This is a genomic window from Streptomonospora nanhaiensis (genome assembly GCF_026642255.1).
Taxonomy (GTDB): domain Bacteria; phylum Actinomycetota; class Actinomycetes; order Streptosporangiales; family Streptosporangiaceae; genus Nocardiopsis; species Nocardiopsis tropica.
Genome location: NZ_CP113264.1, coordinates 4,524,021 through 4,548,499 on the forward strand (window position 1 = coordinate 4,524,021; position 24,479 = coordinate 4,548,499).

The 24,479-nt window shown below is 73.8% G+C and carries 25 protein-coding genes and 1 pseudogene; 16 read left to right on the plus strand and 10 right to left on the minus strand.

Going from position 1 to position 24,479, the window contains the following annotated elements:
* Window positions 1–64 precede the first annotated feature (64 nt).
* Both OUQ99_RS19700 and OUQ99_RS19705 read right to left on the minus strand, forming a co-directional pair.
* On the minus strand, window positions 65–247 hold the full coding sequence (locus tag OUQ99_RS19700; RefSeq protein WP_267945258.1) for a hypothetical protein: 183 nt from the start codon (window positions 245–247) through the stop codon (window positions 65–67).
* Window positions 248–576: 329 nt separating this feature from the next.
* Window positions 577–1,434, minus strand: coding sequence for a helix-turn-helix domain-containing GNAT family N-acetyltransferase (locus OUQ99_RS19705; RefSeq protein ID WP_267945259.1), 858 nt, complete (start codon window positions 1,432–1,434; stop codon window positions 577–579).
* 95 nt (window positions 1,435–1,529) lie between these two features.
* On the opposite strand from OUQ99_RS19705, the gene OUQ99_RS19710 reads away from it, so the two are divergent.
* Window positions 1,530–3,017: an FAD-dependent oxidoreductase gene (locus tag OUQ99_RS19710; RefSeq protein ID WP_267945260.1), complete on the plus strand. Its 1,488-nt coding sequence runs from the start codon at window positions 1,530–1,532 to the stop codon at window positions 3,015–3,017.
* Window positions 3,018–3,384: 367 nt separating this feature from the next.
* On the opposite strand, the gene OUQ99_RS19715 is transcribed toward OUQ99_RS19710, so the two are convergent.
* The gene (locus OUQ99_RS19715; RefSeq protein ID WP_267945261.1) at window positions 3,385–3,588 is read right to left on the minus strand and encodes a hypothetical protein; all 204 of its coding nucleotides are present in this window, start codon (window positions 3,586–3,588) and stop codon (window positions 3,385–3,387) included.
* A 615-nt stretch (window positions 3,589–4,203) separates the two neighbouring features.
* The gene (locus OUQ99_RS19720) at window positions 4,204–4,512 is read right to left on the minus strand and encodes a transposase (protein ID WP_267945262.1); all 309 of its coding nucleotides are present in this window, start codon (window positions 4,510–4,512) and stop codon (window positions 4,204–4,206) included.
* Window positions 4,513–4,581: 69 nt separating this feature from the next.
* Here OUQ99_RS19720 and OUQ99_RS19725 point away from each other — a divergent pair, with 69 nt between their 5' ends.
* The 3 genes and pseudogenes from OUQ99_RS19725 to OUQ99_RS19735 all read left to right on the plus strand — a co-directional run bounded on the left by OUQ99_RS19725 (window position 4,582) and on the right by OUQ99_RS19735 (window position 7,529).
* Window positions 4,582–5,715: an RNA-guided endonuclease InsQ/TnpB family protein gene (locus OUQ99_RS19725; protein ID WP_267945263.1), complete on the plus strand. Its 1,134-nt coding sequence runs from the start codon at window positions 4,582–4,584 to the stop codon at window positions 5,713–5,715.
* 137 nt (window positions 5,716–5,852) lie between these two features.
* A pseudogene (locus OUQ99_RS19730) lies at window positions 5,853–6,257 on the plus strand (siderophore-interacting protein); the annotation flags it as partial.
* A 408-nt stretch (window positions 6,258–6,665) separates the two neighbouring features.
* Window positions 6,666–7,529, plus strand: a complete 864-nt coding sequence (locus OUQ99_RS19735; RefSeq protein WP_267945264.1) for a glycoside hydrolase family 16 protein — start codon at window positions 6,666–6,668, stop codon at window positions 7,527–7,529.
* A gap of 299 nt (window positions 7,530–7,828) precedes the next feature.
* Here the strand turns inward: OUQ99_RS19735 and OUQ99_RS19740 are convergent, their stop codons facing one another.
* Entirely contained in the window at window positions 7,829–9,373 is a 1,545-nt protein-coding gene (locus OUQ99_RS19740; protein ID WP_267945265.1) for a PLP-dependent aminotransferase family protein, read from the minus strand.
* A gap of 67 nt (window positions 9,374–9,440) precedes the next feature.
* Between OUQ99_RS19740 and OUQ99_RS19745 the strand changes: the two genes are divergently transcribed.
* From OUQ99_RS19745 to OUQ99_RS19775, 7 genes are all read left to right on the plus strand, one after another.
* Window positions 9,441–10,385, plus strand: a complete 945-nt coding sequence (locus OUQ99_RS19745) for a DMT family transporter (protein WP_267945266.1) — start codon at window positions 9,441–9,443, stop codon at window positions 10,383–10,385.
* Window positions 10,386–10,540: 155 nt separating this feature from the next.
* Window positions 10,541–11,320, plus strand: a complete 780-nt coding sequence (locus OUQ99_RS19750; protein WP_267950424.1) for an SAM-dependent methyltransferase — start codon at window positions 10,541–10,543, stop codon at window positions 11,318–11,320.
* Window positions 11,321–12,115: 795 nt separating this feature from the next.
* Window positions 12,116–13,246 (plus strand): protein-L-isoaspartate(D-aspartate) O-methyltransferase, encoded by a 1,131-nt coding sequence (locus OUQ99_RS19755; RefSeq protein ID WP_267945267.1) that lies wholly within the window; start codon window positions 12,116–12,118, stop codon window positions 13,244–13,246.
* Window positions 13,247–13,836: 590 nt separating this feature from the next.
* Complete coding sequence (locus OUQ99_RS19760; protein ID WP_267945268.1) at window positions 13,837–14,568, plus strand: alpha/beta hydrolase; 732 nt, start codon at window positions 13,837–13,839, stop codon at window positions 14,566–14,568.
* A gap of 238 nt (window positions 14,569–14,806) precedes the next feature.
* Window positions 14,807–14,968, plus strand: a complete 162-nt coding sequence (locus tag OUQ99_RS19765; RefSeq protein WP_267945269.1) for a hypothetical protein — start codon at window positions 14,807–14,809, stop codon at window positions 14,966–14,968.
* A 632-nt stretch (window positions 14,969–15,600) separates the two neighbouring features.
* Complete coding sequence (locus OUQ99_RS19770; protein WP_267945270.1) at window positions 15,601–16,311, plus strand: DUF3159 domain-containing protein; 711 nt, start codon at window positions 15,601–15,603, stop codon at window positions 16,309–16,311.
* A 199-nt stretch (window positions 16,312–16,510) separates the two neighbouring features.
* Window positions 16,511–17,110 (plus strand): DUF7691 family protein, encoded by a 600-nt coding sequence (locus OUQ99_RS19775; RefSeq protein ID WP_267945271.1) that lies wholly within the window; start codon window positions 16,511–16,513, stop codon window positions 17,108–17,110.
* A 130-nt stretch (window positions 17,111–17,240) separates the two neighbouring features.
* Here the strand turns inward: OUQ99_RS19775 and OUQ99_RS19780 are convergent, their stop codons facing one another.
* The gene (locus OUQ99_RS19780) at window positions 17,241–17,831 is read right to left on the minus strand and encodes a helix-turn-helix domain-containing protein (protein WP_267945272.1); all 591 of its coding nucleotides are present in this window, start codon (window positions 17,829–17,831) and stop codon (window positions 17,241–17,243) included.
* 87 nt (window positions 17,832–17,918) lie between these two features.
* Here OUQ99_RS19780 and OUQ99_RS19785 point away from each other — a divergent pair, with 87 nt between their 5' ends.
* Window positions 17,919–18,545, plus strand: a complete 627-nt coding sequence (locus OUQ99_RS19785) for a class I SAM-dependent methyltransferase (RefSeq protein ID WP_267945273.1) — start codon at window positions 17,919–17,921, stop codon at window positions 18,543–18,545.
* Between the two features lie 39 nt (window positions 18,546–18,584).
* The gene (locus OUQ99_RS19790; protein ID WP_267945274.1) at window positions 18,585–19,085 is read left to right on the plus strand and encodes a DinB family protein; all 501 of its coding nucleotides are present in this window, start codon (window positions 18,585–18,587) and stop codon (window positions 19,083–19,085) included.
* Window positions 19,086–19,195: 110 nt separating this feature from the next.
* Here the strand turns inward: OUQ99_RS19790 and OUQ99_RS19795 are convergent, their stop codons facing one another.
* From OUQ99_RS19795 to OUQ99_RS19805, 3 genes are read right to left on the minus strand one after another with little or no spacing between them, the layout of a single operon-like run.
* Window positions 19,196–19,927 (minus strand): ABC transporter permease, encoded by a 732-nt coding sequence (locus OUQ99_RS19795; RefSeq protein ID WP_267945275.1) that lies wholly within the window; start codon window positions 19,925–19,927, stop codon window positions 19,196–19,198.
* Window positions 19,924–20,595 carry an ABC transporter ATP-binding protein gene (locus OUQ99_RS19800; protein ID WP_267945276.1) on the minus strand — a complete coding sequence of 224 codons (672 nt, stop codon included), beginning with the start codon at window positions 20,593–20,595 and terminating at the stop codon, window positions 19,924–19,926. The genes OUQ99_RS19795 and OUQ99_RS19800 overlap by 4 nt, the downstream gene beginning before the upstream one ends.
* Window positions 20,592–20,756: a histidine kinase gene (locus tag OUQ99_RS19805; protein WP_267945277.1), complete on the minus strand. Its 165-nt coding sequence runs from the start codon at window positions 20,754–20,756 to the stop codon at window positions 20,592–20,594. The genes OUQ99_RS19800 and OUQ99_RS19805 overlap by 4 nt, the downstream gene beginning before the upstream one ends.
* A gap of 268 nt (window positions 20,757–21,024) precedes the next feature.
* On the opposite strand from OUQ99_RS19805, the gene OUQ99_RS19810 reads away from it, so the two are divergent.
* From OUQ99_RS19810 to OUQ99_RS19820, 3 genes are all read left to right on the plus strand, one after another.
* A complete protein-coding gene (locus OUQ99_RS19810) occupies window positions 21,025–22,155 on the plus strand; it encodes a sensor histidine kinase (protein ID WP_267945278.1) in 1,131 nt (376 codons plus the stop codon).
* Window positions 22,143–22,823 carry a response regulator transcription factor gene (locus OUQ99_RS19815; RefSeq protein WP_267945279.1) on the plus strand — a complete coding sequence of 227 codons (681 nt, stop codon included), beginning with the start codon at window positions 22,143–22,145 and terminating at the stop codon, window positions 22,821–22,823. The genes OUQ99_RS19810 and OUQ99_RS19815 overlap by 13 nt, the downstream gene beginning before the upstream one ends.
* Window positions 22,824–22,889: 66 nt before the next feature.
* Window positions 22,890–23,261, plus strand: coding sequence for a VOC family protein (locus OUQ99_RS19820; RefSeq protein ID WP_267945280.1), 372 nt, complete (start codon window positions 22,890–22,892; stop codon window positions 23,259–23,261).
* 42 nt (window positions 23,262–23,303) lie between these two features.
* Here OUQ99_RS19820 and OUQ99_RS19825 read toward each other — a convergent pair whose 3' ends face one another.
* On the minus strand, window positions 23,304–24,257 hold the full coding sequence (locus tag OUQ99_RS19825; RefSeq protein WP_267945281.1) for a GNAT family N-acetyltransferase: 954 nt from the start codon (window positions 24,255–24,257) through the stop codon (window positions 23,304–23,306).
* Between the last annotated feature and the right edge of the window lie 222 nt (window positions 24,258–24,479).

A 24,479-nucleotide genomic window follows, 5' to 3' on the forward strand; every position in this document is an offset into this window, starting at 1 on the left:
GGCGGTGGGTGAAAATCCCCCCAGTACAGCCGGGAATAGTGCCGCGGCCGGAGCTCCGGCCGCGCTATGCGGCGATGCCGCGGTGCCCCCTGCCGATGAGGAGCGCGCCGGACACCGCGGCCGCGGCGCACACCGCCGCGAGGCCCTCGTTGCCCAGCCGCCAGTGCAGCAGCGCACCGCTCACCGAGACCACGTAGAGGAGCCAGTACGCCCCGCTCTCCACCAGGTTGCCGTGACGGCCCTCCATGCTTCCCCCTACCTCGTACGCGTGACTCCCACGCGCTCGACGGCGCGAGCACCGTCTCTCTCAGAGACGCCGTGGTCACACAGGGGGTTGACAGATCTTTCCCACCAACAATGTGACGGTGGTTATGGAGAAGGCCGCACCCCTGTTCACCGGGGAGGAGGAGCTGTGGGGCTGCTCAGGGGGCGGTGGGGGGCGCGAGCACCGTGTGGCTGGAGTGTTCGGCCCCGCGGGCGGACCCCGTCGTCTCGAAATCTCCGCCCGCGCCTCCCGCGACGGCGCCCCGCCCGGCCGGGCCGTCGCGCGCCCCGGCCCGCGCCGCCCCCGCCGTGTCATCCGGCCCGGTCGCCCTCCGGCCGCCGTCGTTCGAGGAGGACGGTGTCGCGCCAGGCGCCGTGGTGGCGGGCGATGCGCTCGCGCACCCCGACGGTGCGGTAGCCGGCCTGGTGGTGCAGGGCCAGGCTTGCCCGGTTCTCGGGGAAGACCGAGGTCTGCAGGGTCCACAGGCCCGCGGCGTCGGCCTCGGTGACCTGCCGGTACAGCAGCGCCTTGCCCACGCCCCGGCCGCGGGCGCCCTCGGCGACGCACACCGACGTCTCGGCCACCCCGACATAGGCCTCGCGGGAGGAGGCCGGCGAGGCGGAGGCCCAGCCCACCACGGTCCCGTCGGTCTCGGCCACCCAGCGGTGCCCCGGGAGCCACCTGGCCTTCAGGTCCTCGACGGCGGGGGCCTCGGTTTCGAAGGTGGCGTCGCCGGTGGCGATGCCCTCGGCGTAGATGCGGTGCACCTCGGCCAGGTCTGCGTCGGCCATGGCACGGGTGGTGGTGTCGGCGGGCAGGTCGGTGGGGCAGCAGGGCCGGGCGTTGAGCATGCCCATGACGGCGTCGGCGGCGTGGGGCAGGCCGGTGCAGCAGGCGGGGTTGACGGCGACCCGGGTGGAGGTGCCCACCCTGGTCAGGGTCACGAAGCCGACGTCGGCGAGTTTGCGCAGGTGGTGCGAGACGGTGGGCTGGCGCACGTCCACCATCTCGGCGAGCTGTCCCACGCTGACCGAGCCGGGGGTGGTGGCGATGGCGTGGAGCAGTTGGACGCGCATGGGTTCGGCCAGGCAGGCGAACCAGGCGGCGTAGGTCTCGGCTTCGGGCTGGGGCAGTGCGGGTACGGCGCGCTCGGGCCGGGTCACGGTCATGCCCCACATTATCGACCACTATCTATGGTTGCTTCCATCGATACACATCGATAGAGTCACGCTTCATAGGCAGCAGTCGATGAAAGAGGTGTGTCATGGCCGGGGAATCTCCTGTCGTGGTGATCGGCGCCGGCCCCGCGGGGCTGGCGGCGGCAGCGGAGCTGGTCGCGCGCGGGCTTCCGGTCCTGGTCCTGGAGAAGGGCGACCGGGCCGGGGCGGCCGTGTCCGAGTGGGGGCACGTGCGGCTGTTCTCGATGTGGCGCGACCTGGTCGACCCGGCGGCCGAGAAGCTCCTGGCCGCCACCGGGTGGCGGCGCCCGGACGACGGCGGGTACCCGACCGGCCGAGAGTGGGTCGACGCCTACCTCGCTCCCCTGGCCGGGGTCCTCGGTGACCGTGTGCGCTTCGGCGCCGAGGTGAGGGGGGTGAGCCGCCTGGGCCGGGACCGGCTCGTGGACGCCGGGCGCGGGGAGCAGCCCTTCACCGTGCGCGTGCGCACCGGCGCCGGGGAGGAGCGGATCCCGGCCCGCGCGGTCGTGGACGCCTCCGGCACCTGGAACGCGCCCAACCCCGTGGGCGGCGACGGCCTGCCGGCTCTTGGCGAAGAGGCCGCGGCCGCCCACCTGACCTACCGCATCCCCGACCTGGCCGACCCCGCGGTCCGGGCGCGTCACGCGGGGCGGACCACGGCCGTGGTCGGGCGCGGGCACTCGGCGCTGACCGCGCTGGTGGCCCTGGCCTCACTGGCCCAGGAGAGCCCGGGGACGAAGGCGGTGTGGGTGCTGCGGCGCGGGGAGGTCGGCGACGCCTTCGGTGGCGGGGCCGCCGACCAGCTCGCCGCGCGAGGCGCCCTGGGCCAACGGGCCCGCACGGCCGTGGAGGCGGGGCACATCGAGGTGGTGACCGGGTTCCGCACCGCCGAGGTCCGCTCGGCGGACGACCGTCTCGTGCTCGTCGGCGAGAGCGGGCGCGCGCTGGAGCCGGTGGACGAGGTGGTGGCCCTGACCGGGTTCCGACCCGACCTGTCCTTCCTGTCCGAGATCCGCCTCGGCCTGGACCCGGCCCTCCAGGCGCCGGTGGAACTGGCCCCGCTCATCGACCCCAACCAGCACTCCTGCGGCACCGTCTACCCCCATGGGGCGGCCGAGCTCTCCCACCCCGAGCCCGGGTTCTTCCTCGCGGGGATGAAGTCCTACGGTCGCGCCCCCACCTTCCTGGCCCTGACCGGCTACGAGCAGGTCCGCAGCATCGCCGCGCACCTGGCCGGGGACCACGAGAGCGCGGCCCGGGTGGAGCTGGTCCTGCCCGAGACGGGGGTGTGCGGCGGCGCCGGGCTGTTCGACGACCCCACCGCCACCAAGGCCGACGCCAGCGGCTGCTGCGGCCCCGCCGAGGCGGCGGAGGAGCCCGCCGTGGACCAGGGGGGTCGCCGCGGCGGCCTGTCCGGAGCGGAGACGCCCGTGCCCTCCCTCCGCCGGGACCTGCTCCCCGTGACCGGCACGGAAGCGGCCGCCCCGGCCGGCTGCTGCGGTGGCGCACCCTCTCCGGACGCCGGAACGGCCGAACCGGCGCCGGCACCGTGACACCGCGCACGAGCGGGCGCGGGAGTCAGGGGGCGGGGTGTTCCTCTCCCGTTTCCGCGTGACACCGCGCCCCGGCCGGGAGCGGACACGCCGCACACGGCCCCGGGACGTGCGGCATACGGGAGCGAAGTTCGGACAGGGCGGGGGGAGGCGGCGGAGCGCGGGGCGGGCGCGGGCTGCTGCCCGCCCTGCCCGGTACCTCGACCGCCCGGAGGCGATCGGAGGGCGGGCGGGGATCGGAAGGGGCCGGTGTGGGCGCGGACGTGCGGGGAGTCCGCGCGACCCACCGGTCGGGACCGCGCGACGCCGGCCGCGGACGGTCCGGCGCTCCGGCCCGGGGGTTCCGGGCGGCCGGAGGCCGCCGCGGTCAGGGCCTGGCGGCGGCGGCCAGTTCCAGGTGCTCCAGTTCGTCGGTCACGCGCACGAGGTCGGGGTCGCCGTCGGGACCGAACTCGACGATCTCCGCCCGGACGGCGCGCAGGCGCCAGCGGGCGCGGGAGGTGTCACGGGAGGCGGCCCGCGCGAACTGGTCGGAGACGGGGTGGGCCTGGTGGGATGCGGTGGCGCTCATGGAATGGTCCTTTGAGGTGGGTCGGTGTTCAGGAAAGCCCCGGGTGCACGGTTCGACACGGTTTCCGTGCCCCGGGTTCACCGAGTACACGGTCCCGTGCCGCGCCTATGACGCGGTTTCGGAATCCTTTCGCCGCCCTCGCGGACGACGCATCGGCCCGGAGATCACTCCGGTCCCTCCAACACCGTTTTCCGGCAACTCTTGCTATCTCCCTCCCCTTCTGGCCCTCCCCTATGCCCCCGTCGCCGCGGTTCCTGCCACCGGCTCCGTTCGGCCGGGCCGGGCGGGGCATCGCCGCAGGCCGGAGCGGGGAGGCTTCGCCCGACCGGGGCGGACGCGGTGGTTCCGGCCGTCCAGGGACCGCGGGAACGCGTGGCCGCTTCCGCCGGGGCGGCGGGCCCCGCACGGGGAGAAGAATGTTGGGTAGGCTAACCTAACTTCTTCCTGACCCGCCCGAGGTCGCCCGACCCCGGCGGCCTCCGCCCCTCCCCGCCCCCTGGAGAAGAGAACGCCATGCGCATCCGGCAACCCGAACGCCGCGCGATGGTCCGCGCGCACGTCGTCCGCGTCCGCGGCCGAGCCCGGCTACGAGGCCGGGCTGTTCGCGGAGGGGTGCTACCTGTCTTGTCCGAGGGTGCTCCGGCGTTCACGCCAGAGGTGAATCGGATCCGAACACACGCCCGTCCCTCGGGACGGGCGTTTCTGGTCCTCGATGTACTGACGCAGGACACCGATCGGCGCGCCGCCCACCGACCCGGCGAAGTACGACCCGGACCACAGGCGTTCGGCTCGCCAGTAATGGGACTCCAGTTCGGTCTCGAAGCCGGCGCACATCGCCCGCATGATCTCCTCCATCCGTGACAGGTGGCGGTCGGTGAAGACCCGGTGCCGGTACTTCGTCACGAAAACCAAGTGCGCGTGCATCGCGAAAACACAGTGTCTGCCGTCCTGACATCGCTCTCCTCGCCCCTAGGCCAACGCTAGGATGCGGGTGTGCAGCTGCGGTACTCCTTCCGCGTGTACCCCGACGCCGACCAGCGCACCGCACTGGCCAAGGCGTTCGGGTGCGCTCGCGTGGTCTACAACGACGCCCTGCGGGCCCGTGAGACCGCGCGCGCCCAGGGTCAGGCGTTCCCCACGGCCGGCGAGCTGTCCAAGAAGCTGATCACCGACGCCAAGCGCACCCCCGAACGCGAGTGGCTGGGCGGGGTGTCGGCGGTCGTGCTCCAGCAAGCGCTGCGTGATGCGGACACCGCCTACCGCAACTTCTTCGACGGCCTCAAAGGCAAACGCCCCAAGACGGGCCCGCCCCGGTTCAAGTCCCGCAAGGACCGCCGGCAGTCGGCCCGGTTCACCGCCAACGCCCGCTGGAAGATCACCGGCCAGGGAAAACTGTCCCTGCCCAAGATCGGCGAGGTCAAGGTGAAGTGGTCCAGGCCCCTGCCCTCGGCCCCGGCCACCGTGACCCTCCTCAAGGACGCCGCCGACCGCTACTTCGCGTCCTTCGTCGTGCGGACCCAGGACGAACCCCTCACCCAGACCACCGATGATGTGGGCATCGACCTGGGGTTGGGGCACTTCGCCGTCCTGTCCGAGGGCACCAGGGTCGCCAACCCCCGGTTCCTGCGCCGCGCCCAACGCAAACTGCGCAAGGCCCAGCGCGCCCTGTCCCGCAAGGCCAAGGGGTCCAAGAACCGGGCCAGGGCCCGTCTGGGGGTCGCCCGCGTCCACGCCCGTGTGGCCGATGCCCGCCGCGAGTTCCACCACCAGCTCTCCACCACGATCATCCGTGACAACCAAGCGGTGTACGTGGAGGACTTGTGTGTGAAGGGGCTCGGGCGCACCCGGTTGGCCAAGAGCGTGCACGACGCCGGGTGGGCGGCGTTCGTGAGCATGCTGGAGTACAAGGCCGCACGGTATGGGCGCACCTTCGCCAGGGTCGACAGGTTTCTGCCTTCCTCGCAGACCTGCCACACGTGCTGGGTGGTGGACGGGCCCAAGCCCCTGCACGTGCGGGAGTGGACCTGCCGGGCCTGTAAGGCCATCCACGATCGGGACGTCAACGCGTCCCGGGTCGTGCTCGCCGCTGGACGCAAACTCGCCGGAGCGCGGGAAGCGGAGAGCTGAAACGCCTGTGGAGGCCGGGTAAGACCACCGCTTTCGGGTGGGGCACCGGTCCGCGAAGCAGGAACCAGCGGACGCCGCGAGGCGTCTCGCGCCTACAGCCGCGAGGCTGCGGGAATCCCCGGGGCTCACCCCGGGGAGGACGTCAATACCTGCCGCCGGAGAACGCGGACTGGCACCTGCTGGTGGGGGACGAGAGCGCGGTCCCCGCGCTGCTGTCCATCGTCGAGCAGGCCCCCGCGGACCTGCGGGCCGAGGCCTTCCTCGAGGTGCCCGAGGAAGGGGACGTCCGGGAGGTGGCGGCGCCCGAGGGCGTCCGCGTCCACTGGCTGCCCCGGGGCGGGGCGGCGGCGGTGCCCGGGGCGCTGGCCCTGGAGACCGTCCTGTCCGCGGAGCTCCCCCCGGGGACGCCCTACTGCTTCGTGGCCGGGGAGCGGGGCCTGCCCACCGGCCTGCGCCGCGCCCTGGTGCGCGAGCGCGGGGTCCCCAAGGCGAACGTCTCCTTCGTCGGCTACTGGCGCCACGGGGCGGCGGCCTACAAGTAGGGGTCGGCGGGAAGGACGCGGGGCGGGAGGGCGTGCGGGGCACGGGCCGGCGCGCAAGGGGCTCGGGCCGGCGCGCAAGGGGCTCGGGGCCCTGCCGGGCGCTCGGCGGGGGGACGGCGGGGGGACGGCGGGCGGCGGGGCCGGGGACTGCGAGGTGGCGCCTTCCGGGCACGGCCGGGGCATGGGGCGCCCGGCGTCGGGACCGCTTCGCCGGGTTCGGGCAAGAGCGAGGGCTCCCACCCCTTGCACACCAAGGTGACTAAACGTACAGTAACTTTACAATCCACCGGGTCACGCGGCGACCACGCTGGGTCGCCTCCCGCCGTGACCTCCCAGGGGCCGCGTCCGACGGCCCGCCTCCGCCCGCTGACCGCCCCGCCCAGGCGGGGCCTCCCCCCGGAGCAGACCATGCGCACCGAGCGCTCCCCCCGCACGTTCCTCGCCCCCGTGGCCACGGCGGCCCTCACCCTGCTGGCCCTCCTCTCCCCCGGCGCCGCCTCCGCGTCCACCGCACCCGCCTCCGCGGCGCCCGCCTCCGACACGGTGGACAGCCAGGCCGCCCTGGTGTGGTCCGACGAGTTCAACGGCCCGTCGGGCAGCGCGCCCAACCCGGCCAACTGGAACCACGAGACCGGAAACCACGGCTGGGGCAACAACGAGCTGCAGAACTACACGAACAGCCGCAACAACTCCGCCCTCGACGGCAACGGCAACCTCGTCATCACGGCGCGCCAGGAGGCGAACGGCTCCTACACGTCGGCCCGCATGACCACCCAGGGCAAGGTCCAGCCGCAGTACGGACGCATCGAGGCCCGCATCCAGATCCCCCGGGGCCAGGGCATCTGGCCCGCGTTCTGGATGCTGGGCGGCAGCTTCCCGGGCACGCCGTGGCCCAACTCCGGCGAGATCGACATCATGGAGAACATCGGCCGCGAACCCCACCTGGTCCACGGCTCCCTCCACGGCCCCGGCTACTCGGGCGGCAACCCGCTGACCGGCTCCTACATGCACCCGCAGGGCTGGTCGTTCGCCGACACGTTCCACACGTTCGCCGTGGACTGGCGGCCCGGCTCGGTCACCTGGTCGGTGAACGGCAACGCCTACCAGACCTACACCTCCGCCGACACGCGCGGAAACCCCTGGGTCTACGACCAGCAGTTCTTCATGATCCTCAACGTGGCCGTCGGCGGCAACTGGCCCGGCTACCCGGACGGCAGCACGCAGTTCCCGCAGCGGATGGTCGTCGACTACGTGCGCGTCTACTCGCTCTGAACCGGAGTCACGTCGCTTTCGACCAGCACACAGGCGCGACGGCCGCCGCCCACCGGGCCTTCCCCACCCGGTGGGCGGCGGCCGTCCGCTGTGCCAGGGCCCCGGGCAGCGGCGGGGGCGTGAGCGGGGAGGGCGCGGGAGCCGACGCTGGGGCGGGGAGGGCGTCGGCGTGTTCGCGCGTCGGGGCCCGGTCATGGGCCGCCCGCGTGGGGTCCCCCCGATTTCCAGCGTAGGCGCCCGTCCGCGCCCCCGACCAGCCCCGGCCGCCGCCCTGTGGACAACCTCCGGCCCGCCGCCCCTCAGACGACCCGGCCGAGCCGCGCGACGGCGTCGCGGAGCCGTTCCGGGTCGTGGCCCGCGTAGCTGACCACCAGGCCCGGAGCGCCGGGCGCCGAGCGGTTGCGGCTCAGCGGCTGCACGGCGACCCCCGCGTCCAGGGCGCGGGCCGCGACCTCCTCGTCGTCCGCCCCGTCCGGCAGCATGACCAGCAGGTGGACCCCGGCCGCCACCCCGAGGACCGGGCACCCGGGCATGTATTCGCGCACCGCCGCGACGGCCGCGCGCTGGCGGGCCCGGTGCCTGGTACGCATCGAACGCAGGTGCCGGGCCAGCGTCCCGTCCCTCAGCAGTGCGGCCAGGACGAGCTGGGGCAGCACCGGTGAGCCGAGGTCGGTGGCCCAGCGCCGCTCCACCACCGCGTCGAGCAGCCGCGGCGGCGGGACGAGCCAGCCCAGGCGCAGCGCCGGGGCCAGGGTCTTGGACAGGCTGGAGGTGTAGGCGACGGCGTGCGGGGCGAGGGAGTGCATGGCGCGGACCGGTGAGCGGTCGTAGCGGTACTCGGCGTCGTAGTCGTCCTCGATGACGATCCCGTCCCGCTCCCCCGCCCAGGCCACCAGGTCGCGCCGGCGGCCGGGCGAGAGGACGACACCCGTGGGGAACTGGTGCGCGGGGGTCACGGAGACCGCCGTCGCGGAGGTGCGCGCCAGCCCGGCCACGTCGATCCCCTCGCCGTCCACGGGGACCGGCGTGACGCGGTCCATCCAGTAGCCCAGGATGCGGCGGTTGCCGTCGGCCCCGGGGTCCTCCAGCGCCACCTCCTCCACACCCCGGTCGCGCAACACCTGGGCGAGGAGGCTGAGCGCCCCGGTCACCCCGGCCGACACGACGATCCGCTCCGGAGGGGCGTCCACGCCCCTCGACCTGGCCAGCCAGGCGGACAGTTCGACGCGCAGTTCGGGGGTGCCCTGGGGCGGGGCGTAACCGAGCTGGCGGGCGGTCGCGGTGGCCAGGACCTCGCGCTCGGCCCGCAGCCACGCGCCGCGCGGGAACGCCGCGAGGTCGGGCAGACCGGTGGAGAGGTCCGTGACCTCGGCGGGCGCGGTGCTGCCGGGAGCGACACCACCGGGTCCGGGACCCGGTGCGGTCACGCCGGGGCCGGGCGTCCGCCCGGACCCCTCCCCGGGCCGTCGACCCGGTTCGGGGGAGGGTGCGGCGGCGGGGTCGCCTGTTCCCCCAGCTCCGGGGCGGGAGCCGGCCCCGGACCGGGTGCGGGGCGCCACGCGGGGCGACGGCTCCCGGAGGACGGGGCCCGCCGCCACCGTGGTCCCGGCTCCACGGTTGGCGGCGAGGAGCCCCTCCTCCGTGAGGCGCCGGTAGGCCTCCACGACGGTGCCGCGCGCGAAGCCGAGGTCCTCGGCCAGTGCCCTCGTCGCGGGCATGCGCGCCCCCGGCCCCAGGACACCGGTACCGATCGCCTCGCGCAGGGCGGAGGCCAGCCAGCCGGTGCGCCCACCCCTGGGAACCCCGGCGGCGTCGAGTTGGAGGAAGTCGGAACCCTGGCCCATTTGGACCATTCTATTGCGCCGGACTTGGCCCTGTCGGCGGGACCAAGGAGGGGCCAGTCTGGACCGCATGCAGACAACACCCGTCCCGTCCTCCCCGCGCCCCCGCACCGCCCCCGGCTCCCCCGGCATCCTGTGGGGGCTGTGGCCCGCCCTCGCCGGCATGGCCCTGCTGGGCAGCAGCGTCGCGGTCATCGGAGCAACCGCCGGACTCCCCGCGTTCGGCCTCCAGAGCGCCCGGTACGCCGTCGCCGCCCTCACGGTGGCGGCCCTGGCACGCCTGCTCGGCAAGCGCCTCGTACTCCCCCGGGGCCGCGACCTCCTCTGGGTCACCGGAGGCGCCCTCTCGGGCCTGGTCGGCTTCAACATCGCCGTGGTGATCGGCACCGCGCACGCCGAACCCGCCGTCCTGGGCGCCGCCGTCGCCTGCATCCCGATCGTCCTCTCGGTGGCCGGTCCGCTCACCCGCGGTAAGCGCCCGTCGCGGCGGCTTGTCGCCGGGGCCGTCGTCGTCAGCCTCGGAGCGGTCGCGGTGACCGGCTGGGGCACCGCCGACGCCCTCGGCATCCTCATGGCCCTGTCCCTGATCGCCCTGGAGGCGGGGCTCACCCTGTTCGGCGCACCCGCGCTGCCGCGCATGGGGGCTTGGAGCTACACGGCCTCGACCGCGGCCGTGGCCGCGCTGGTGTTCGCCGTGCTGTCCGCCGCGACCGAGCGCGCGGACCTCGGCCTGCTCCTCACCCCCGCATCGCTGGGGGCGGTCGCCTACCTGGGGGTCGTGGCGACCGCGCTGGCGTTCGTCCTGTGGTTCACGGGTGTGGGGCGCATCGGGGCAGGCGGCGCGGGGCTCGCCGCGGGCGCGGCCGCACCGGCCGCGGCGCTGATCGGAGCCCTGTTCGGCGCGCCCCTCCCCACGGCCGGGACCTGGCTGGGGATGGCGGTGATCGGGCTCGGCCTGGCCGTCGGTCTCGCCCCCCTACGGCGCCGCACGGCGGCCGGTCCCGGGCGGCGGTAGCCGTCCGCCGCAGCTCGCCTGAGACACTGGAGTCCCGTGGTGGCAGGGCTTCCCGCGCTGTGCCACTCTGTTCGACCGGACAGGGTCCCCTCCCCCGGTCGACCCGTGAGGACAGAAGCGAGCCGCATGTGACCCCCTCCGAGGCACGCCCCCCGATGATCGACGCCTCCGTGCCGCAGTCGGCCCGCGTCTGGAACTACTGGATGGGCGGCAAGGACTACTACCCGGCGGACAAGGCGGTCGCCGACGAGATCCTGGAGACGAACCCGCACGTCCTGGAGATCGCCAGGGCCGCCCGCGACTTCCTGCGCCGGGCGATCACCCGGCTGGTCCACGAGCACGGGGTGCGCCAGTTCCTGTGCGTCGGCAGCGAGCTGCCCACGGCGCAGGACGTCCACGTGATCGCGCAGGCGGCGGCCCCGGAGTCGCGCGTGGTCTACGTGGCCGACGACCCGCTCGTGCTGGCGCACGCACGGGCCCTGCTCGTGGGGACCGCGGAGGGCGCGACCGGCTACGTGGGGGCCGACATCCGTGAGACGGGGAGGATCGTCCGGGAGGCGGCCCGGACCCTGGACCTCTCCCGGCCGGTGGCGCTCGTCCTGGCCGGGGTGCTGGCCCACGTCACCGACGACGGGGAGGCCCGTGTCCTGGTGGCCGAACTCATGGCGGCCCTGGCCCCGGGGAGCCTCCTGGTCGTCTCCGACGACACCGACGTGATCCACCCCGAGGAGATGGACGCGATGGTGCGCCGGTGGAACGCCTCGGGCGGGAGTCCCCGCGTGAACCGCACCCCCGAACGGCTCGCGGCGTTCTTCGAGGGCCTGGAACTGCTCGAACCCGGGGTCGTCTCCTGCCCCCGCTGGCGGCCGGACCCCACCGAGGTGGGCTCGGCCAACGACGTGGACGAGCACTGCGGGGTGGGTCGCAAGCCCTGACGCACGCTCCCGCACCTGCGGTGCCGCCCGTGTCCCGCACTGTTCCTGGACGCGGCGCGGCGGTGTGCGCCCGACGATGTGCGACCCGGGCCCCGTCCGGCCACGCGGACCTTCGTGCCGGGGTCAGGGGCAGCGCCTCTGCGCCTCTTCCCGAGCACTGGCCGGAACATGGCCGGACGTGCACTCTCCCAGGTAGATGTGGACGGTCAGAGCGGTCTCACCACTGACGCTGTAGGCGCGGATGCGTGCCGCGTCGGAGGCCGTGGCCGTGACCTCCTGCCGTGAGGCCGGCGTCGGTGAGGGTGTCGGCTCCGGCGCGCCGGCCGCCTGCGGGGAGTCCTGCCTCTGCTGCTCCCAGACCGCGCCCTACCCCCCTCTCCCGACATCCCACCGACCGAGAAGGCCGCTCCCCACACCAGAGGCGCGGCGGGAGAAGGCCGTCGGCGCCGGGCCCGTGGGCCCGGCGCAGCACGACGGCCCATCCCGACGCGCGTGGGGCTCACACCGGCGAAGAAGGGACGCTCAAGGACCCGGCCTTCGCGAGTGAGGCGGCCCGGGAGACTGGCGGTGCCCCTGCTCAACGCGGTGCAACCCGCGCTGTCCGGCATCGGCCGGTCCACTGACAGATCAGTCACGGTGAGTTACCGTCACTCTGAATCCTCTCCCTGAGCGACAGGACAGTGCCATGACGGCCAAACACCAGGGTGCTCCCAAGCCCAGCAAGCCCTACGAACCGCCGCCGCAGTCCCCCGACACGCCGCCCCCGGGCGGCGGAACCCGCGAGAAGCCGAAGTAATGCCCGGGACCGACAACCTGGTCGACGCGCTGACGCGGTCGGGGTACCTGACCGAACCGCGTTGGCGCGACGCACTGCGCTCCGTACCGCGTGAGAAGTTCGTCCCGGCCCGGGCGTGGGCGGTTCCCACGGACGGCGCTCCGCCCCACCCCATCGACCGGGGCCGGGACCCCGACGCCTGGCGTGCGGCGGTCTACACCGACACCGCCGTCGTCACCCAGCTCGACGACGGCGAAGGCGACCTGACCCTCGGCACCGGGACGGGGACCAGCTCCGCGTCCGCGCCGGGCATGGTGGCCGCCTTCCTCGAACTGCTCGACCCCTACCCCGGCGACCAGGTGCTGGAGATAGGCACCGGGACCGGGTGGACGGCCGCGCTGCTGTCCACCGTGCTCGGCGCCGACGCCGTGACCTCGATCGAGGTCGACGAACAGGTCGCCCGGCAGGCAGCGGTGAACCTGGAGCGGGCCGGCCTCACCCCCACCCTCGTCACGGGCGACGGGGCACTGGGCTGGCAGTCGGGCGCCCTCTACGACGGGGTCCACGCCACCTGCGGCGTGCGCGAGGTCCCGATGGCGTGGGTGGAGCAGACCCGGCCGGGCGGCACCGTCGTCGCGCCGTGGGTGCCCGGGTTCGGCCACGGCCACCGTGTGAGACTCACCGTCCTCGACGACAGCCGCGCCGTCGGCCGGTTCGCGGGCGGCAGCACCTACATGCTGATGCGGGCCCAGCGCCCCGCCGGCCCCGACTTCGACGGAGAGGGCTGGCGCGAGGGGTCGACACTGCTCGACCCCCGCCGGGTCATGCGCGCCGCGCCGGGGGCCCACGTCACCGTCAGCGCCATGGTCCCCGGGGTCCAGGCGCACGGAGCCGACGGGGAGGAGGGCGCCTTCCAGGTGTGGATGTGGGACGGCTCCTCCCAGGCCCGCATCGCCTACGACCCCGGCTACGCCCGGACAGGCGTCGAGCAGAGGGGCCCGCGCGACCTGTGGGACGAGGTGGAGAGGGCCTACCTCACGTGGGCGGGATGGGGGATGCCCGGCCGGGACCGGTTCGGGCTCACCGTCACCGCGATCGGCCACCAGGTGTGGATCGACGAGCCCGACAACCGGGTGGCCCCGCCCCCCTGACGGGAAGAGCCCTGCCGGACCGGCACCGGCAGGGCCTTCCCCCACGTCGCCGGGACCCAGCAGCCCTTGAACACCTCCCCCGGCCACGAGGGCTGACGCGTCCCGCCACGCGAGCCGAACCCGGTGGACCACGACGCGATCCCCACATGTGGGGCTCACGAACCGCCCGACTCCAGGTGGTCCCGACCGCCCCGGTTGCCGAGCTGCGCGCCAGGCTGGCGGTGCGCGGTTCACACGGGCGGGGCGAGTTCTACCAGCTGGGCGGCCCCCACCCCGGACACGACGACAACCCGTCCTGGGGGACAGGCGCTCATGTCCTTGACCTTCTCTGCACTTGTTGAGCGAGCGGCTGTGGATCCGTTGGAACTTGCTGGCTGAGCGTGATCGCCTTCGCGGCGGGCCCCGGAGGCTCCGCAAAAACCCGTTGGCGGACCACGGCGACCACTGCTACTTTTCCGGAGGCCGTGCCGGAGAGCGAGGAGGTGGTACCCGTGAACGCAGTATCAACATGGGTGCTCCCCTCCGGGGTCATGGTCGGACGATAGGTCGTCCGGGAGCGCCGCTCAAGAGCACTCCTGAAAGGCACGACCGTGCGATTCACTTCCGAACAGCGCCTCGACGAAGGCGTCCGCGAGCGCGAATTCACTCTCGGCGAGATCCCCGGCATCCTGTGGACGCCCGGATCCGTATCCGCACCGGCCCCGCTGATCCTGCTCGGCCACCCCGGCGGACTGCGCAAGATGTACCCCCGGCTGGCGGAGCGGGCCCGGCACTCCGTGGCGGAGGGCTTCGCCGCGGCCACCATCGAGCTCCCTGGGGGCGGTGACCGGCCTCGTTCGGCCGCCGCCGAGGAGGCCCGCGCCGACTTGCTCCGGGCGCTGGGGGCCGGTGAGCCGGTCAACGACGAGATCGTCGACCGGCTCGTCCTCCCGCTGGTCGAGAAGGCGGTCCCGGAATGGCGGACCGCACTGGACGCCCTCCTTTCGCTGCCCGAGATCGGCGGCCCGGTCGGGTTCTCGGGGGGAGTGATCTCCATCGGCATCCGGCTGGCGGTGGTCGAGCCGCGCATCTCGGCAGCCCTTCTGTTCGCCGGGAGTTTTGTGCCCCGCACCATGTTCGAGGAGGCCCGGCAGGTCACCGTTCCGCTGCAGGTCCTGTTGCAGTGGGACGACGAAGGAAACGACCGGCAGCTGGCCCTGGACCTGTTCGACGCCTTCGGTTCCAGGGAGAAGACGCTGCACGCCAATATGGGCGGGCACACCGGCGTCCCGCAGTTCGAGGGGGACGCCGGGAACCGGTTCTTCGCCCGGCACCTGAAGTGAGGCCGGCCCGCCAGGCCGACAGCAGACGATAGGAGCTGTCGGCCAGATGCCGCTCATCGAGGACAGGTCCCGGCCCACCTCGATGGCGGTGGCCAGCAGATGCACGACCGCCCCGACCGCGGTGGTACCAGCCGGTCGGGGCGGCGCGTCTCCGGATTCCCGCCCGCCCCCTACACCGACCACCCGGACTATGATCCGGCGTGGACTCTCACCTGACCCCCAACCCCCGAGGGAGACCATGAGCACGAAAACGTGGGTCTGGATTTCGTGGGCGACGCTCGCCCTCGCCCTGATCACCCTCTTGCCGGGCGCAGCGTGGTGGGCCTGGGCCATCTGGGCCCTGATCGCCGTCGGCGTCATCACTCTCCACGCCCTGGCTCGGCGCGCTGAACTCATGTAGACACCGAATCCCGCCCCGCTTCCCTGGGGGCGGGCTTCCGTCATCCCTGCGGCGCCTCCATGCAGGCCTGGCCGGCGACCGTCTCGGCGTCGCCCCTCGGCACGTCAGCCTCGCCCCACAACCGCCGGTACGGCTCGGCCTTTCCCGGCGCCGACCAGCCGGTCGAGCATCATCCCGATGAGAGCACGCTGTGAGGGCGGCAGTGAAACGAGCCACGCGACCCCCACACCTCGGGGCGGGCTGAGGCCAACCGCACGGGCACCGGGTCTCCCGAGCGGCTCAGAGCGGAGCGAAGAAAGCTCCGCTCCGCTCCGGGCACGCGCGGCCGACCCCGCCGGAACGGGCCGCGCAGTCCTGGGACCGGGGCGCCGCACGGGCCCGGAGGGGCGGACGTGACCGAAAGGCCGCACTCCCCGGCACGGACGCGGCGGAGAACCGTCAGGGATCGACGGAAAGTTCGATTTTTTCATCGCACAGGATCTCCGCAGGTCAGGAACCCGGAGAGGGTGTCACTCACCGTCGCGCCCGGGGACTTTTCGTGACGAGCAGGTTGACCATGCCGCAACGGCACGGTTTTGACTGGTTCCACAGCGGCACAGAACCACTCACGACGAACCCACCGGGAGGACGCGATGACCGCAGCCAAGGACCTCGACACCGGCCTCACCCCGCCCCCCGTCCCCGGACCCGACCGCGCCGACGGGGCCCCCGAGCAGCCGGTGGACATGAAGCAGGCCGTGCTCGACGGGTTGGGCGGCCCCTCCGGGATGGTCTACACGACCCTGCCGGTCGTGGCCTTCGCCCTGGCCGTCCCCTTCATGTCGCTCATGGCCGCCATCGGCGCCGCGATCGCCATCGCCGCCGCCCTGGCCGTCTTCCGGATGTGGCGCGGCGAGAAGCTCATGTCCGCGCTGGGCGGGGTGTTCGGCGTCGCGGCCGCCGGAGGCGTCTCCGCCATGACCGGGTCGGCCAACGACTTCTTCCTCATCGGGATCTGGGCCTCCTTCGCCGGAGGGGTCATCACGCTCCTCTCCCTCCTGGTCCGCCGCCCGCTCACCGGCGTCATCTGGAACGCCGTCCACGGCGGCGCCCACCCCTGGCGCGAGGACCGTCCCACCCTGCTCGTGCACGACCTGGCGACCCTCGCCATAACCGCGGTCTTCGCCGGCCGGTTCATCGTCCGCCAGTGGCTCTACGTCGCCGACTCCACCGCCGGCCTGGCCATCGCCGACACCGTGACCGGCTTCCCCCTGACCGCCCTGGCCGCCGTCGCCGTCGTCTGGGCCTTCCGCCGCTCCACCAAGCGCCTGGTCAAGACCGACACCGCCACCGCGCAGGACTGACCGGAGCCGACACCGGATCCGGCGCCGGGACCGGGCCGGCCCCGGAGGGGCACAGGAACGGACGAGGAGGACCGACATGGGATGCAGCGCTCCGACGGAAACGGGCGTCACCGGCACGGGTTCGCTCCCCTGGCCCCTGGAGACCACCGGCACCGACCTCCGCTCCCCGATGTCGTCGCCGGGCGATAGCTTCCCCGCTATGAGCTACTCGCTGACGACATACGTGGTCGACCTCGACGTCCTGCACGCATCCGTGGGGTCGAAGGACGACAAGCTCCGCCGGATGATCGGCGGCCGGTTCAAACAGCACCTGAGCGGCTTCGACGACCAGTTCTCCCACGTCTCCGACGAGGGCGGCCCCTCCATCCGCGACGCGATCCGCGCGGTCATCGAGGGCGGCCCCTTCGACGAGCAGTACGGCTTCGTGTACGGCTACGCCTACAAGTGGATCTGCGCGTTCCACGGCCGCTCCCTGTTCAACAACGACTTCAGCCCCATGAGGTCGGGGTGGCTGGAGACGGTCGACAAGGGCTTGGCGGAGCTGGGGGTGACCGCGGTCGGCGTCGAGGAGTTCAGTTTCGGCTGTGTGCCCTCACCCCTTCCCGCACCCGAGCTCGAGCCGTGCTACGGCGAGTGGAGCCTCACCGAGTGCCGGAAGGCCCTCGAACAGTGGGAGGCCGTCACCGAGGAGCGCAGGGCCGCCCTCGACCCCTCCGTCCTGAGCGCCGCCGAGTCCTGCATGGACTGGTGCCGGACCGCGGTCGCGGCCGGTCGGGGCGTCGCGGGGTTCTTCTTCTGAGCAGTGTTCGGGCCCGCTCCGGGGCTGCGGTGAGCCGCGGAGCGGGCCCGAGCCGTGCGCGGCTCCCGGCCCCGGGAGCGGGGCGGCCGGGGGCTCCCGCCCGGGCGTTCGTCCCGGCCCCGACCGCGTCTCAGCTGCCCTGGGACGCGGTACCCGTGCGCACGTGCGCGCGCACCCCCTGCAGGTCGAACAGGATGAGGAGCTCGACCGCGCCGCCGTCGGCGCTGCCCAGCCAGTGCGGCTGGGACGTGTCGAACTCGGCCACCTCGCCGGGCGGCAGCGTCAGGTCCCGCTCGCCAAGCACGAGCCGCAGGCGCCCGTTGAGCACGTACAGCCACTCGAACCCCTCGTGGGTCTGCGGTGTCGGTTCGAGCGGGGCGGGCACGGCGGGGATGACCATCTTGAACGCCTGCGTGCCGCCCGGCCGCCTGGACAGCGGCACGAAGACCATTCCGAACCGGCGGATCGGCTTCAGGTGGATCCGGGGGTCCCCGGTGCGCGGGGCGCCGACCAGGACGTCCAGGGGGACGTCGTAGGTGCGGGCCAGCGGCAGCAGCAGTTCCAGGGTCGCCCGGCGCCGGCCGCTCTCCAGCCGGGACAGGGTGCTCTCCGAGACCCCGGTCGTCGCGGCGAGGTCGGCGAGGGTGATGCCGCGCTCGCGGCGCAGCGCGCGCAGTCGGGGTCCGACCACGTCGAGAACGTCTTCTGTTTCACGGTCCATCCCGCCAGCTTGCCAGAACCGCAAGTTTTCGTGCCAGATCGTGGTGGGTGCGGTGAGACTGGGAGCATTCCGACTGAAGGAGCCCTTATGGACACCACCGATGCGGTCACGTTCTGGAACGACGTCCACTCGTCCCACCCCGCGGCCACCGACCCGCGGCCCAACGCCCGCCTCACCGAGGTGGTCGCGGACCTGCCGCCCGGCCGCGTGCTGGACCTGGGGTGCGGAGGCGGCGGTGACGCACTGTGGCTCGCCCGGCGCGGGTGGCAGGTCACCGCCGTGGACATCTCGGCCGTGGCGGTCGAGCGCCTCACCGGCCTCGCCCGCTCACACGGCCTGGGCGACCTGGTCGCCGCCGAGCGGCACGACCTGGACGCGTCCTTCCCGCAGGGCCGGTTCGACCTGGTCAGCGCCCACTACCTCCAGACCTTCTTCGCCCTGGACCGGGCGGCCGTCCTGCGCTCGGCGGCGCACGCGCTGCGTCCGGGCGGGCGGCTCCTGGTCGTCGACCACGGTTCGGTCGCGCCGTGGTCGTGGAACCAGGACCCCGACGCCCGGTTCCCGTCCCCGCAGGAGGTCGCCGAGGGCATCGCCCTGGACCCGGCGTCGTGGACGGTCGAGCGGGCCGAGGCCCCCCGCCGGATCGCGACGGGTCCGGACGGGAGCACCGCCGAGGTCACCGACCACGTCCTGATCGTCCGCCGCACCGCCTGACCGGTGCAGGGAACCGCTCCACCGACGAAGGAGGCCACCGTGCCGACCCTCCACCGCCGCGACCGCCGCGGCGACACCCCTCCGCCGCGGACCGGCGGCGGTGAGGCCGAGGTCCTGCGCGGGTTCCTCGACTACCTGCGGGCCTCGATGGCCGCGAAGGTCGCCGGCGCCCCCGAACCGCAGGTCCGGTCGGCCGGGGTTCCCTCCGGCACGAACCTGCTCGGCCTGCTCGACCACCTGGCCTCCGTCGAGGGCGCGATGTTCCTCGGGCAGGAGGTCACCGACTGGCAGGCGACGTTCCGGGCCGGGCCCGAGGACGGTGTGGCCGACGTCGTCGCCCGCTACGAGAGGACGGTCGAGCGCGCGAACGCCGTTCTCGACGGGTGCGCCGACCTCGGCGCACCGCTCCCCCGGATGCGGCCGGGCCGTCCCGCCCCCAGCGTCCGGTGGGCCCTCGTCCACATGATCGAGGAGACCGGCCGCCACGCCGGCCACGCCGACATCCTCCGCGAGCAGATCGACGGCGCGACCGGGCGCTGATCCCGGTTCCCGGCGCGTGTGCCCCGGCCCGGGCACACCGCCGCGCCGCACGGGCGGACCGGCCCGGGGCACGTCCCCGGGCCGGTCCACCTCCGCAAGACAGCCCCGTGTCAGCGCAGGTACCGGCGGCGCGTGACGACCGCGAGGTTGGCCGCCAGCGGCAGCACGAGGGACAGGGCCGTCACCGCCCAGCCCGCGGTGAGGGCCTGCGCGGGGTCCGGGTAGGCCGCGTCGGGGACGATCATGCCCAGGCTGATCCGGTAGGCGAAGCACGTGGGGATCACGTACGAGAAGTCGGCGGCCATGAACACGAGGGTGGCCACGGTCAGGCCGATCCCGAAGACGTTCACGATGACGACGTTGCGGGTCACCAGCGTCAGCAGGGCGCACAGGAGCGCGACGGAGGCGATCGAGACGCCGACGAGGAGCCAGTAGGCGGCGCTCATCCGCAGGATCCCGGCTCCGGGGTTCTCGACCAGGAAGAACACCACCAGGCCCACGTGGTTCACCGCCGCCATCAGCACCACCAGGGAACAGGCGACGGCCAGCTTCGCCGCCCACAGGGCGGACCTGGAGCGGCCGCAGGTCAGCCACTCGAAGTAGGTGCCGTTCCTGAACTCGGTGTGGAAGCAGGCCGCGACGGTCGCGCACACCACCAGGGGCAGGACCATCGTGTACTGGTTGTGGAAGGTGAAGTAGAAGCGGTCCGGGGTGGGATCCCCGCCGTTCACCGCGTGGTTGGCGACCACCAGGGCGAAGGGGACGACGTTCAGGACCAGGACGGCCCACACGAACCTCTCCCTGCGGATCTTGCGGACCTCGTTGGCGACCAGCGTCCTCATGCGCCCTCCCCCAGGATCGCGGCGTACAGCTCCTCCAGGTCGCCCCGGACCTCGGAGGCGTCCATGCGCCGGACGATCCGGCCCTCCCGCATGAACAGCAGGTGGTCGGCGAGGGAGGCGATCTCGGTCAGGTTGTGGCTGGAGACGATCATGCTCGTCCCCCGTTCGCTCTGGACGGCCCGGATCAGCTCCCTGATGTCGCGGATGCCGAGGGGGTCGAGGCCGTTCGTCGGCTCGTCCAGCAGCACCAGGCCGGGTTCTCCCAGGAGCGCCCGGGCGATGCCGAGCCGCTGCCGCATGCCCAGGGAGGTGCGGGAGAAGCGCAGGTCCGCCCGGCCGCCCAGGCCGACCTCCTCCAGCAGACCGGGGACCTCGCCCAAAGGGGTCCCCAGGTAGCGGGCGTGCAGTTCCAGGTTCTCCCGCAGGGAGAGGCTGCCGTAGAACGCCGGGTACTCGATCAGGCGGCCGATGCGCAGGCCCCTGGCGTGCTCGACGGCTCCGGTGTGGTCGTTGGCGCCCAGGACCGACTTGAGCAGGGTGGTCTTGCCCGAGCCGTTGGGGCCGAGCAGTCCGTACACCCGGCCGGTTTCGACCCGCAGGTCGACGTCCCGGAGCACCTGGTGGCGGCCGTGGGCCATGGAGACGCCGCGGATGTCGAGCAGGGTCACGGGATCACGATCCACAGGCCGAAGAGGACGGCGTAGACGAGGAGCAGGGCGCCGGGGAGGGCGTACCCCTTCGTCCCGCCGGGAGAGAGGAAACGGGCCGCCGCGATGGTGACCGCGCCCGCGAACGCGATCATCGACGCGACCAAGAGCACCGCTGACATGCGACTCCTTGTCGTCGTGGTCGTGCCCCGGACGTGTTCCGGGGCAGCACCGATCACGCTAGGGAGGCGCCGCCGTGGAGGGCAGTGTCCCGGGTGCCGGGCCCGCCGCCCCGGGTCCCGGTCGGGGCCGACCGGGGGCCCGGGGGGCGTGTACCCGGGTACCGGCGGGGTGGCCGCGGGTACCGCCCGGGGAGGACCGCGGTACCCGCTTCCCCGGAGGTCCGCCGCTGCGGACAACCCCGGTGAACAGCGGCTATACGGTGTGCTCGTGAGGATTCTCGGCAGTCTCGCCCCCTGGTCGACCGTGGTGTTCGCCGCCCTCGCGGCCACCGACTCCTACCTCGGCAACATGATCACCGTTCCCTGGCCCCTCCTGGCGGCCGACGCCGCACTGGGCGCCGTGCTCATCGCGGGGAACCGCCGGTTCGGGGACCGCCCCTGGGCCCCGTGGCTGGTCGCCGCCGCGCCGGCCGTGTCGTCGGCCTCCGCCGGACTGGCCGCGCTCGCGGTCGCCCGGGAGGCCTCGGGGAGGAGGTGGCGGACGGTCGTGCCCCTGTGCGGGGTCTTCGCCGCCGCCCTGGCCTTGTGCCTGCACAACCCCTGGTCCCCCGTGAGCCCGATCGGGCCCCTGTGGGTCGAGCTGCTGCTCGTGGCCGCCGCCGTCGCCGCCCTGGCCGCGGCCTCGGCCTACCGGGGCGCCCGCGTCGACCTGGTCCGCGTGCTGCGGGAGCGGGCACTCGACGCCGAGCGGCAGCAGCGCTTCCGCGTGGAGAACGCCAGGATGGAGGAGCGCAACCGCATCGCCCGGGAGATGCACGACGTGCTGGCCCACCGGCTCACGCTCATCTCGCTGAACGCCTCCGCGCTCACCCACCGCCCGGACCTCGGTCCCGCCGACCGGGACGCCCTGGCCCGGGAGATCCTCACCAACACCCGCCAGTCGCTCGCGGAGGTCCGCGGCGTCCTCTCCGACCTGCGCTCGGCGGAGGACGGGCACGGGGACCGGCCGCAGCCGACCTTCGACGAGCTCGGGCGCCTGTGGGAGGAGAACCGCAGGGCGGGTGTGCGGCTGCGGGTGCACGACGAGGTGAGCGGCCGTCTCCCGGCGCCCGCGAACGTGGGCCGCCACGCCTACCGCATCCTCCAGGAGGCCCTCACCAACGCCCGCAAGCACGGCGCGCCCGGGCCGGTGGACGTGCGCGTCGTGCCCGAGGCCGGCGGGACCGTCCTCATCGAGGTCGCCAACCCCCTCCCCCGCTCCCCCGCCGAGGGCGCGCCGGACCCGGGGGTGGGGCTCGTGGGGCTGGCCGAGCGCGCCGCCATCTGCGGGGGCTCCCTGGACTGGGGCGAGACGGAGGACCGCTTCGAGCTGAGGGTGCGCCTACCATGGTCGCCGTGAGCGAACCCGTACGAGTGGTGGTCGTCGACGACGACCCGATGGTCAGGCGCGGCCTGCGCCTGCTCCTCGGCGGCGGGCCGGTCGAGGTCGTCGCGGAGGCCGGCGACGGCGAGGAGGCGGTGCGGGTCGTCGCCGAGCACGCCCCCGACGTGGTCCTCATGGACCTGCGCATGCCCGGCACCGACGGGGTGGCCGCGACCGAGCGCATCCGCGGCGCCCCCGGCGCGCCGCCCGTGCTCGTCCTCACCACCCTGGACTCGGACCGCGCCCTGGTCCGCGCCCTGCGCGCGGGCGCGAGCGGCTTCCTGCTCAAGGACTCGCCCCCGGACGAACTCGTCGAGGGCGTCCTCGCGGTCCACCGGCGGCGCCCGCACCTGGCCGACTCGGCCGCCCGGCGGCTCATCGACCTCGCCGTCGGGAGCGCCGAGGACGAGGCGCTGCGCGGCGCGCGGGAGCGCGTGGCCGTGCTCTCGGACCGCGAACGCGAGGTGGCGCTCGCCGTGAGCCGGGGCCTGTCCAACACCGAGATCGCCGAGGCCCTCTTCATGAGCGTCAGCAACGTCAAGGCGGTCGTGGGCCGGGTGATGGCCAAGCTGGACGCCCCGAACCGGGTCCTCGTCGCCAACGCCGTGCGCGACGCGCGGCTGGGCGACGGGGGCCGGGAGTAGAAGCGCCCCGGGGACGCCTGGGGAGCGTGCGGCCGGTCCGCGGGGCCGTCCTGTAGGGTCCCGGCCATGGGAAGCCGAATCGCAGTGGTCGCCATCGACGCGATCGACGTCAGGGCCGTGGCCGGGTTCTGGAGCCGTGTCCTGGACTGGCCGATCGTGGAAGAGGAGGAGGACGGGATCGTCCTCGCCCCGTCCGGGGACGCCGGGATCGGGATCGACGTGTTTCCCGTGCCCGAGCGCAAGACCGTCAAGAACCGCCTGCACCTGGACCTGAGGGTCACGGGCGGGCTGACGGTGGCCCAGGAGCTGGAGAGGCTGAGGGGGCTGGGTGCGGTGACGGTGGACGTGGGGCAGCCCGAGAACGCCCGGTGGACGGTGCTGGCCGACCCGGAGGGCAACGAGTTCTGCCTGCTGCACGGGCGCGACGGGTCCCCCTGAAGCGAGGCCGCGCCCCCGGCGCCCCGGGCTGAGGGCCGGCCCTCAGCCCGGGGTCCCGGCCTTGACGAGCGGCGCGTCCCGTGTGAACTCCCGGAACCCGACGCTGTAGTACAGTCCGCGCGCCCCGGGATGACCCGGCGCGCCCAGGCAGGCGACCGTCGCCTGAACGGCCCCGGCCGCCCGCGCCAGAAGCATCCCGTGCAGGAGCATCGCCCTTCCCAGCCCCAGGCGCCGGTGGTCCGGGTGCGTCCCGACGGGCTCGAACTCGACGGTCCTGTTCGCCTCGTCGAGCCACATGACGGCCGAGGCCGCCATCGTCCCGTCCGGCGCCTCCACCAGCAGGTGCAGGTCGCCCCGGTACCCGTCCGTCTGCCGGACGCCCCGGTACCCCTCGGCCGTGTACGCCGAGGGGGCCCAGGCGTCCAGGTGGGCCCGGACCGCGGCCTCCGGCCCGGCCTCGTCGGCGGTGCGGAACAGGTATCCGGCCGGCAGCACCGGCTGTTCCACGACGGCGAGGTCCCGCACGTTGAGCTGGGTCCAGTCCCCCGTGTCGCCGAGGGAGGCCGGATCGGTCGTGTACCCGTGCTCCGTCCACCGCCGCAGGGCGAACCCGTCGGCGGCTCCCGGCAGCACGGAGCGCTCGAGACCGGCCGCTGTGGTGTCGTACCAGTCGATCACCTCGTCGACCAGCCCTGCGTGGTCGGGATGCACCTGGTACGCCAGATAGGTGCTGGCGACGTCCTTCACCGACCCGTCGCTCAGCTCCACACGGCGCGGCAGGTGGGCCCAGCCCCACGCCACCAGCTCCCCGCCGGAGAACCACAGCCGGCGCCGCCAGCTCGCGCCGACGGCGGCGTGCCCCCTGCCCCAGTTCCACGCCAGCTCGCCGAACGACGCGTCGCTGTTCACCAGGTCCGGGCGGACGGCGGTGACACGCTGCGCCAGACCCTGCATGAGCCGCACGTCCGCGGCGGTCAGAAGCTCCGGGTTCGTCATACCGCGTCACTGTGGCAGGGCTCCGCGCGGCCGTCGAGCCATTTTCCGGGGTCCGCGAGTTCCGCGTGGTCAGAGGCCCGATGCGCTTTCCCGTGGCGGCGGAGGCCGGGCGGCCGTGCCCCTCGCCGACCGGTCGCGGGGACCGGGGCGAGGATGATCGACGCAGGGTTGAGCGGTGGACCCGCGAAGGCGCGGCGTGCCGCCCGGAGCTCGTGCCTCCAG

Coding starts and splice junctions, on each gene's coding strand:
- OUQ99_RS19700 (WP_267945258.1), bottom strand. CDS start 247: ATGGAGGGCCGTCACGGCAACCTGGTGGAGAGCGGGGCGTACTGGCTC.
- OUQ99_RS19705 (WP_267945259.1), bottom strand. CDS start 1,434: ATGACCGTGACCCGGCCCGAGCGCGCCGTACCCGCACTGCCCCAGCCC.
- OUQ99_RS19710 (WP_267945260.1), top strand. CDS start 1,530: ATGGCCGGGGAATCTCCTGTCGTGGTGATCGGCGCCGGCCCCGCGGGG.
- OUQ99_RS19715 (WP_267945261.1), bottom strand. CDS start 3,588: ATGAGCGCCACCGCATCCCACCAGGCCCACCCCGTCTCCGACCAGTTC.
- OUQ99_RS19720 (WP_267945262.1), bottom strand. CDS start 4,512: ATGCACGCGCACTTGGTTTTCGTGACGAAGTACCGGCACCGGGTCTTC.
- OUQ99_RS19735 (WP_267945264.1), top strand. CDS start 6,666: ATGCGCACCGAGCGCTCCCCCCGCACGTTCCTCGCCCCCGTGGCCACG.
- OUQ99_RS19740 (WP_267945265.1), bottom strand. CDS start 9,373: ATGGGCCAGGGTTCCGACTTCCTCCAACTCGACGCCGCCGGGGTTCCC.
- OUQ99_RS19745 (WP_267945266.1), top strand. CDS start 9,441: ATGCAGACAACACCCGTCCCGTCCTCCCCGCGCCCCCGCACCGCCCCC.
- OUQ99_RS19750 (WP_267950424.1), top strand. CDS start 10,541: ATGATCGACGCCTCCGTGCCGCAGTCGGCCCGCGTCTGGAACTACTGG.
- OUQ99_RS19755 (WP_267945267.1), top strand. CDS start 12,116: ATGCCCGGGACCGACAACCTGGTCGACGCGCTGACGCGGTCGGGGTAC.
- OUQ99_RS19765 (WP_267945269.1), top strand. CDS start 14,807: ATGAGCACGAAAACGTGGGTCTGGATTTCGTGGGCGACGCTCGCCCTC.
- OUQ99_RS19770 (WP_267945270.1), top strand. CDS start 15,601: ATGACCGCAGCCAAGGACCTCGACACCGGCCTCACCCCGCCCCCCGTC.
- OUQ99_RS19775 (WP_267945271.1), top strand. CDS start 16,511: ATGAGCTACTCGCTGACGACATACGTGGTCGACCTCGACGTCCTGCAC.
- OUQ99_RS19780 (WP_267945272.1), bottom strand. CDS start 17,831: ATGGACCGTGAAACAGAAGACGTTCTCGACGTGGTCGGACCCCGACTG.
- OUQ99_RS19785 (WP_267945273.1), top strand. CDS start 17,919: ATGGACACCACCGATGCGGTCACGTTCTGGAACGACGTCCACTCGTCC.
- OUQ99_RS19795 (WP_267945275.1), bottom strand. CDS start 19,927: ATGAGGACGCTGGTCGCCAACGAGGTCCGCAAGATCCGCAGGGAGAGG.
- OUQ99_RS19805 (WP_267945277.1), bottom strand. CDS start 20,756: ATGTCAGCGGTGCTCTTGGTCGCGTCGATGATCGCGTTCGCGGGCGCG.
- OUQ99_RS19815 (WP_267945279.1), top strand. CDS start 22,143: ATGGTCGCCGTGAGCGAACCCGTACGAGTGGTGGTCGTCGACGACGAC.
- OUQ99_RS19820 (WP_267945280.1), top strand. CDS start 22,890: ATGGGAAGCCGAATCGCAGTGGTCGCCATCGACGCGATCGACGTCAGG.
- OUQ99_RS19825 (WP_267945281.1), bottom strand. CDS start 24,257: ATGACGAACCCGGAGCTTCTGACCGCCGCGGACGTGCGGCTCATGCAG.